Source organism: Alteromonas sp. McT4-15 (assembly GCF_020515205.1).
GTDB lineage: Bacteria > Pseudomonadota > Gammaproteobacteria > Enterobacterales > Alteromonadaceae > Alteromonas.
In genome coordinates, this window is record NZ_JAJALG010000061.1 from 1 (window position 1) to 7,781 (window position 7,781).

Consider the following 7,781-nt stretch of genomic DNA (forward strand, 5'->3'; position numbering starts at 1 on the left):
ATTAAGCTTGGAAACGAAAGTAACCCACAGCTGGAGGCTATATAATACAAAGCCTGTAGCATTCTATGTTACTTTAGAGGGGAAAATCCCTAGAACCCCCTATTGAAGCTGCGCGCGCGGGTGAGTCTGGACGCGGATTTGCAGTAGTGGCCGATGAAGTAAGAACACTTGCCTCTCGCACCCATCAATCGACAGTGGAAATAAATACCATGCTTGAGACGATAGTGGAGTCGATTAAAGCATCGGTTAGAACCATGACATCAAATAAAGATAAGGCACATAATGCACTTGCTATGGCTAACGATTTGGTTGCCACTTTAGAGAGCGGACGACAAAGTATTTTATCACTGGTTAAAGTGAGTAATGATGCCTCAGATTTAGTTCAGCACGCTAGAGAGCAGGTGACGCTGGCACGTGAAGGCGTGCTTGATTTCCAAATGCTAGGTGACAACGTAAAGGCTGCCAACAATAATGTAAATATAGAAGCGCGAAGTTTGGCAGGGTTAGCGACCGAGCTACAATCGAATGTGAATACGTTCAAACTAACGTAAGGCACTGTTTTTTACTATCTCAATAACAGCACAAAAAAATGGGGCCTTTTTTACAGGCCCCAATCAAATTAATGTGTTTGGTCTTCAACGTGCTGTTCTGCGAATATCTTGGATTTCTTTTTGATTTTACATCCTAGGATACGCTGCGCATTCTTACGGCCGATGTAATGTGCGACCGTATAGGGGTGGGCGCGTTTGAAGAACCTTGAAAATGAGTGAAATACATTTTCCATATTTTGGCTCCTTCTTAATAAAATTACCCCAAATGAAATGTAGTATTATTACACTTTAATGTCAATGTGGTATTTCAAGCTGATTCATTATTTTTTTAGACTAAAGTATAGATTTTGGATCACTTTTATCTCTTAGCGAGTGCGACAGAACGAACTAAAACGAACTAAGAGTGAGTAAAGCGCAGAGAACTTTTGGAGTATAAATAAATAGTAGTCGGCAATTGAAAGTCAGGCCAATGATTAACATTAATGCTCATCATCAGTTAAAAAGAATATCGATGTTGCAGCCTTAAAAATAAGGCCGCAGAGGTTAACATTACGCTAGTAATAAGAGAGCTTTTCAGACTTACCCGAAAATATCTTGTATACCATTGCGGTATACGCCAGTATCACAGGAACAACTATGACTACTCCCACCAACAAGAAACGCAACGAACTCGCATCACTCAGAGCATAGGAGATGGTCATGTGCCCGGGGATAATAAATGGGTAATAACTGATTCCAAATGCTGCAAAACAGAGCAAAAACACTAAAAGCGCGATAAAGAAGGGGAGCCATTCACCTTTGCCGTTAGATTCAGGGAGCTTTTTAAGCAGTATGCCGCACAGTATCAGCAGTGCAAAGCACGCCGACGGTATGGCAAATAGTACATACCCCCAAGGAGCAGATAGCCACAATTCTCTAACGTCGTCGTGTAGAGTTAAATTTGCAATACTTACGGCCACTATACCGGCAACAAGAACATATAACCCTTTGTGTGCCCAGTAATAGGCTTTCTGCTGCAACTCACCTTCTGATTTAAGAATTAACCAGCAGGCGCCAATGAAGGCGTAAGCCGCGGTAACACCAAAGGCCGCAAGCAGCGCAAAACCCTGTGCCCATATGTCTGTACGAAGCCCTGTCACATAGATACCAAGCATATAGCCTTGAGCTAGCGTGGTAAGTAATGAACCGTATTTAAACGCCATGTCCCACTTTCGTTTTTTCACTTGTACAACCTTAGCGCGAAAATCGAATGAGACACCTCGTAAAATAAGACCTAACAACATAAATGTTGCAGGTAAATACAGTGTTTGCAACACCTCACTGTGGGCTTCAGGAAAGGCGATAAGTAAAAGACCAATAGCCAAAACTAACCAGGTTTCATTGGCGTCCCAATAAGGGCCAATTGACGCAATCATATCGTCGCGAAACGATTCCGTTCTCGGCGGAATTAATACGCCTACCCCTAAATCGTAACCGTCTAAAATGGCATAAAGTAATACCGATAAACCCAGTAAGCCTATGTAAATATTGCCTAGCATTTCTGCCGATACATTCTCAAACATGTTAGTTCCTTATACCGTTGCTGGGTCTGGGTTCGTAGGTTGCATTTTCGCTTTTGCGATTTCACGCTCTTCAGTCGTGATCTCTTCAATCTCTACCGCACGTCGACACATCAGCATTAAGGTTCCCATGTACGCCACGAGTAAAACCGAATAAATGACCACATATAGGGTAAATGACAGCGCAATGTTGCTGGGTGGAAGCTGCGTAACGGCATCAGCGGTTTTTAAGACGCCACTGACAAGGTAAGGCTGACGACCTATTTCAGTGACATACCAACCCGCAAGTGTGGCAACCCATCCGCTAAATGCCATACCCGCAAAAGTGCGCTTAAGCCAAGTGGGGAGCGGTTTGTTGCGCAATAAGTAAACACTACCCAACCATGAAACAAGTAACATCAGCATGCCCATACCGACCATAACGCGAAAGCCGAAGAATACAGGCGCAACGGGAGGATGCTCTCCTTCAAATTCGTTTAAGCCTTTTATCTCGCCTTTTAGTTCGTGAGTCAGTATTAAGCTTGCTCCATAAGGAATAGGCACTTCAAAGTGGTTCTCCTTTGCATCCTCATCGGGAATGGCAAACAAAAGCAAAGGCGCGCCTTCAGTGGTTTCCCATAAGCCTTCCATCGCTGCGACTTTCTGAGGCTGGTGTTCAAGGGTATTTAAACCATGCATATCACCTGCAAATATTTGCAAAGGAATAAGCACAGCAGCGGTATAAGTGGCCGTTTTGAGTGCTAGTTTTGGTGCTAGCTTATTATCGCCCTTAAGCATTCTGTACGCTGAAAGCCCCGCAATTAAGAAACTAGCAGTAAGGCCTGATGCCAGCATCATGTGTACAAAGCGGTAAGGAAATGAAGGGTTGAAAATAATCTCTTTCCAGTTGGTGGCATACACCACGCCGTCGATCACCTCATAGCCCTGCGGCGTTTGCATCCAACTATTCAGCGCCAATATCCAAAATGCTGACGTTGTCGTACCAATGGCAACAATCAATGTTGAAGCGGTATGCAGCCAATTAGGCACGCGGCGAATACCAAAAAGCATAATGCCGAGAAAGGTCGCTTCCAAGAAAAAGGCGGTAAGTACTTCGTAGCCCAGTAATGGACCTGCCACATTCCCCACTTTTTCCATAAATCCCGGCCAGTTAGTGCCAAATTGAAATGACATGGTTACGCCACTTACAACACCTAGGGCGAAACTTAATGCGAACACACGGACCCAAAACCGGTACATGCGCATCCACACAGGATGACCAGACAGGTTAGAGCGCATTTTGAAATAAAACAAAAACCATCCCATCGCCATAGTGATGGTTGGGAAGAGAATATGAAAACTAATATTTAACGCAAATTGTAATCGAGACAGCAAGAATGCATCCACAGAAGGCCCCCTTAGTTAACGCTGTTTTTCCCCGGAAGAAGCTTATCCTTAAGCTCAAGCATGCGGCCTACACCAGCGCCAAGCTTCATCAACGTATTTAACTTTTCAGGCCCAAGATTCTGAAGTTCTTCAGACCATGCCGTAATTGATTCGAGTAAATCGTGAATTTCGTTCAGTTTATCTTGCGCATTGGCTTCTTTTTCATTTGCTGGCGTGTCGAGAAGAAGGTCGCGCAGTAAACTCATAGTAGGGTCGATTTCTCGTTTTCTTCGCTCTTCAAAAACGCGATTAGCCAATGTCCATATATCACCGGCTGGAACAAAGAACTCTTTGCGTTCACCGGGGACCAGATGTTGTTTTACTAGGCGCCACGACTGCAATTCTTTAAGGCCCATGCTGGTATTCCCACGAGAAATATTCAGTGCGTCAGCAATTTCCTGTGCTGAAATGGGCTCTTCGTTCAGCACAATAAGCGCCAATATTTGCCCAACAGTGCGATTAAAACCCCATCGGCTACCCATTTCCCCAAAGTGCATAACCGCAGACGTGATAAGTGGAGTCATCTTCATATTTTTTACCTGCTGAAGTTTCAGAAATTACTGAAAGTTTATAATGTGGTTTGATTTAGATCAACATTTATTGTTTTTGTTTGTGGAATCACATTTGATGGATATCGATTACTGAGGCTAGTTTTTTAAATATCTTTGATAGGCTCTTTGTCTGAAGCGGACGACAGCAATAGCTTTTTCCATGCCCATTGGGCTTTCACTAGTCTCATTAAAATTTCGTGGTATTGACATGGCTACCATTCCCCCTAGACTTTTTGTCCAAACACTATTGGCTGAATCCCCTTACAAAGACAATGAAACGTGACCCTATTGATATTATTTCCTATCAGGAAATATGGCTTAAACAATTTGAACAGGCAAAAAAAGATTTAGACTCAGCCTTAGGCACACTAGCGGTTTGCATCGAGCATATTGGTTCTACTGCCATTCAAAATATGCCGTCCAAAGATCGCATTGACATTCAAATCGGCGTAAAAGAAGTTTCAGATGAGGTTTGCGAAGTAATCAACGCTGCCTTACAAGACTTCGGTTTCTCATACGCTTATTTAAGTAAAGATCACCTGCCGCCAAACGAATCTGACGAAAATGAATGGAAAAAAATTTACTTACCGGGGATAACTCACCGATGGCGCTTCAAAGCGAATATCCATATTCGAAGAGTAGGTGCTAAAAATTATAAATATGCGCTGTTATTCAGAGATTTTCTGCGAAATCATCCTGAATCGGCGACAGCCTATGCCAGATTGAAGCAGTCGTTATCTAAGCACACTAGATTTGATAGAGACGCTTACTGTGAAATCAAAGATCCAGTGTGTGACTTGATTATGATAAATGCTCGGATTTGGGAAAAGTCCCTAAGCCAGGCTTAAGTCTTTGAATGCGCGTTTTAATCTTTTAAAAACGCTACACTGAAGCTGAAGCCATTGTGCAGTATTGTAAGAAAGCGCTGGAATTAGCCCGAAGAATTAACGATCACAGAGTAATGATTTTTGAAGAGGCTTTGAACAACCTTAAATCTACAAAGAAATAAGTTAATTAAGCGCGTGTTTCCATTGCTTTGTGATTATGGTTTCGCTTACCCAGAAAGCGCCAGCTTCTTATGACAATCACTTTCTCTTCGTATGGTTTGCAATACCCTTGTCTCATTTAGTATACCTAATGGGGCAAAGTTAACTTTTTTTGTCCAATCTGACCGTTATAGTTGCGATTCTGCTACTGAGGTCGACCCAATGCATATTCATACACAACTCTCTTACCGAGAACATGCTCGGGCCTATAAGGATATGGCACAGTTTATCGTTGAAAACCCCGCTATCAGTGTTGGACTAGGGCTACTGTCCTACTTGATATGTAAGATACCGTTTGAACTATTTGCCCTTAAGATGACGGCTTATATCGCACTTATTTCGCTTGTGGTGTGTGTGGTTACCACTAAGTTCAGAACGGGGTCATTAAGCGGCGTATTGTCTGAGCTTTCCTTGCAACAGTCGCTGTTTCTTCCCGTTTTAATTGGCTGTTTTGCTTTAAGCATGGTGGGAATGGGTGTTGCGGGTTGGATAACACAGGCCTTGCAGCAGGTGAGTGCAGCAAGTGTGCCCATTAGCAACATGCGATTTGGCGCAATGGAGGCAATAAGCGTAGTGCTAGCAGGAGTGTTAGTTTTTGTTACTCAGATAATGCCGTACGTGTTAGCCCATTTTTGTAAAGGCTTGAGCCTTTCCCGCCATCAAGGGGAGCAGATTTGGTACGCGTTACTAAAACACTGGAAAAACGGTGTATCTTATACGCCTATTGCGCTTATTAGTGGCATGGTATTTACAAGCGGGATAGATGCTTCTGGGTATATTGTTACGTTAGCGTCACTGTATTCTACATTTTTGCTTTTTATTGTATTTAACGTGCACAAAGCCGAAAAACAACAGTCAATGAATATGGCCTTAACGCCAACTTAATTCTAAAAAGTATTGCAGAGGCAGGTACATCGCCTCTGCATTGCACGGTTTTGTATTAAAACACGCTATTTCTTAAATTGCCTAAAGCACTTCGCTTGCAACTTGAACGCTATTTCTTCCCGATTGTTTGACATCGTAAAGCGCTTTATCGGCAAGGTTGATAATATGTTCTAATGCATCATCGTTTAACTTTGTTTCACCTAACAAGCCGTCTTTCGTACCGCATACCCCAAAGCTTGCGGTAAATTGTATGTTCGCTTCGCCACTATCAATAACGGCGTCTTCAATCAGAACCCGAAGCCTTTCAGCATGCGTATTAGCCTGAGCTTCGTTTGTATCAGGAAGAAATAGCAGAAACTCTTCGCCTCCCCATCTCGCGATAATGTCACCACGTCGGCTACCATGTTCAAGCAGTGCTGCCACGCAGCGTAGTACTTCATCGCCTATCGCATGCCCGTAAAGATCATTGATATTTTTGAAGTGATCAATGTCTATCAGTACTAAGGATAAATCACGTTTTCTACGAACAAGTTGATGCCACACTGGGTAAACTAAGTGCTCGAAGCCAGTACGGTTATTTAGCCCCGTCAGCGCGTCTTGGCGTGCACTGCGCTCAGCAATTTGCTTATCTATTTCTGCTAATCTAAAACGCTGGGCAAGCAAAAATGCCAAGAAAATTGCCTCAAAAGCCACACCGAGTTCTATGAGCTTAAAAGTGAAATCGTTATAAGGCACTAAACCCCATACTGCCGCTGTTGATATACAGATACACGTGGCTGCGGTCACTGAACAAATAAGAAATAAGCGCGCTGCCGGTACATCGTTTTTCAACGCCTGATGCCCTAGCACAATGAACAGAACGGCAAAACTACTGTTAAGAATAAAAGCAAGCAGCAATGCGATGGTCAATTGATTTAACGCTGCACTAATAAGCATGCCAATGGGAATAACGACAGTAACGCCAGTGGTAAGTTTGTCTAAAAGCGGGGCGTAAAGACGCGTATTTAACAACACCCGCGCAAAATGTAACCCGGCAATTGAATATGTGATCATCAAGAAGATATCCATCCAATCTTGAAAATAAGGGCCCCAATCAGGAGTAATCCACGTATGAAGCTGCCCGGTATAAGAGAGACTGTTGGCCACAAAACCCAAAAGATATAACGCGTAAAGCCCGTACTCTCGATGTCGAATACTAAAATAAATAATTAAATTATAGATAGCGAGGGCAACCATAATGCCGTACAAAAAACCGTACTGGTAACCACTCGATACATCGCGTTGAGTAGCAAGTTTCGCCTCTGAGATATACAAGGGAATTGCCATGGGGCCTACTGTTTCAACACGCATGTAAAGTACGGTTTCTCCCGCTGGCATTGATGACTCGAAGGCAAAGTAACGATATTGCATGGGTCTATCTGAGTAAGCTAACGCATCGCCGCCGCGCACGTGTCGCAAAACTTGTCCTTCATGAACAAGCCACGTGTCAATATGGTCAAGCCAAGGTGTTTCTACACTTATGCGATATAACGGGTCTTCGTTGGCGGGAAGTAATAGCCTCACTTTCAGCCACAAGGGCGCTACGCTTATACCTAGCGACAATGACTGGCCACTTCCCATGTTTAAAGGGGTTCTAGGGATTTTCCCCTCTAAAAAGACATAATTCTCTGTAGACCACACCAATAAATGGCTGCGGAGGTGGGTTACTACTTATAAGTGTGGCAAATTAGGTAAATATCGTACATTTAATACGGAACAGCCCTG

General features: G+C 43.4%; 8 protein-coding genes. 3 read left to right on the forward strand and 5 right to left on the reverse strand.

From position 1 onward, the window contains the following. The first annotated feature begins 146 nt into the window (after nucleotides 1-146). Nucleotides 147-551 (forward strand): hypothetical protein, encoded by a 405-nt coding sequence (locus tag LHL20_RS20250; protein ID WP_413228910.1) that lies wholly within the window; start codon nucleotides 147-149, stop codon nucleotides 549-551. Between the two features lie 68 nt (nucleotides 552-619). Here the strand turns inward: LHL20_RS20250 and LHL20_RS20255 are convergent, their stop codons facing one another. The 4 genes from LHL20_RS20255 to LHL20_RS20270 form a co-directional block, all read right to left on the reverse strand. Next, nucleotides 620-784 carry a hypothetical protein gene (locus LHL20_RS20255; RefSeq protein ID WP_201283998.1) on the reverse strand — a complete coding sequence of 55 codons (165 nt, stop codon included), beginning with the start codon at nucleotides 782-784 and terminating at the stop codon, nucleotides 620-622. 321 nt (nucleotides 785-1,105) lie between these two features. Continuing rightward, nucleotides 1,106-2,113: a cytochrome d ubiquinol oxidase subunit II gene (locus tag LHL20_RS20260; protein ID WP_226434595.1), complete on the reverse strand. Its 1,008-nt coding sequence runs from the start codon at nucleotides 2,111-2,113 to the stop codon at nucleotides 1,106-1,108. A gap of 9 nt (nucleotides 2,114-2,122) precedes the next feature. After that, nucleotides 2,123-3,496: a cytochrome ubiquinol oxidase subunit I gene (locus tag LHL20_RS20265; protein WP_226434596.1), complete on the reverse strand. Its 1,374-nt coding sequence runs from the start codon at nucleotides 3,494-3,496 to the stop codon at nucleotides 2,123-2,125. A gap of 11 nt (nucleotides 3,497-3,507) precedes the next feature. Beyond that, complete coding sequence (locus LHL20_RS20270) at nucleotides 3,508-4,065, reverse strand: GbsR/MarR family transcriptional regulator (RefSeq protein WP_159627473.1); 558 nt, start codon at nucleotides 4,063-4,065, stop codon at nucleotides 3,508-3,510. A gap of 293 nt (nucleotides 4,066-4,358) precedes the next feature. Here LHL20_RS20270 and LHL20_RS20275 point away from each other — a divergent pair, with 293 nt between their 5' ends. Both LHL20_RS20275 and LHL20_RS20280 read left to right on the forward strand, forming a co-directional pair. Next, the gene (locus LHL20_RS20275) at nucleotides 4,359-4,934 is read left to right on the forward strand and encodes a GrpB family protein (RefSeq protein ID WP_226434597.1); all 576 of its coding nucleotides are present in this window, start codon (nucleotides 4,359-4,361) and stop codon (nucleotides 4,932-4,934) included. Between the two features lie 360 nt (nucleotides 4,935-5,294). Beyond that, nucleotides 5,295-6,017, forward strand: coding sequence for a hypothetical protein (locus LHL20_RS20280; RefSeq protein WP_226434598.1), 723 nt, complete (start codon nucleotides 5,295-5,297; stop codon nucleotides 6,015-6,017). An 81-nt stretch (nucleotides 6,018-6,098) separates the two neighbouring features. Here LHL20_RS20280 and LHL20_RS20285 read toward each other — a convergent pair whose 3' ends face one another. Beyond that, entirely contained in the window at nucleotides 6,099-7,637 is a 1,539-nt protein-coding gene (locus tag LHL20_RS20285; RefSeq protein ID WP_226434599.1) for a diguanylate cyclase, read from the reverse strand. Nucleotides 7,638-7,781: the final 144 nt, after the last annotated feature.

What these genes read in the sequence shown, in the direction of transcription:
- LHL20_RS20260 (WP_226434595.1), bottom strand. Translation starts at nt 2,113, where the DNA reads ATGTTTGAGAATGTATCGGCAGAAATGCTAGGCAATATTTACATAGGC.
- LHL20_RS20285 (WP_226434599.1), bottom strand. Translation starts at nt 7,637, where the DNA reads ATGGGAAGTGGCCAGTCATTGTCGCTAGGTATAAGCGTAGCGCCCTTG.
- LHL20_RS20270 (WP_159627473.1), bottom strand. Translation starts at nt 4,065, where the DNA reads ATGAAGATGACTCCACTTATCACGTCTGCGGTTATGCACTTTGGGGAA.
- LHL20_RS20280 (WP_226434598.1), top strand. Translation starts at nt 5,295, where the DNA reads ATGCATATTCATACACAACTCTCTTACCGAGAACATGCTCGGGCCTAT.
- LHL20_RS20275 (WP_226434597.1), top strand. Translation starts at nt 4,359, where the DNA reads ATGAAACGTGACCCTATTGATATTATTTCCTATCAGGAAATATGGCTT.
- LHL20_RS20255 (WP_201283998.1), bottom strand. Translation starts at nt 784, where the DNA reads ATGGAAAATGTATTTCACTCATTTTCAAGGTTCTTCAAACGCGCCCAC.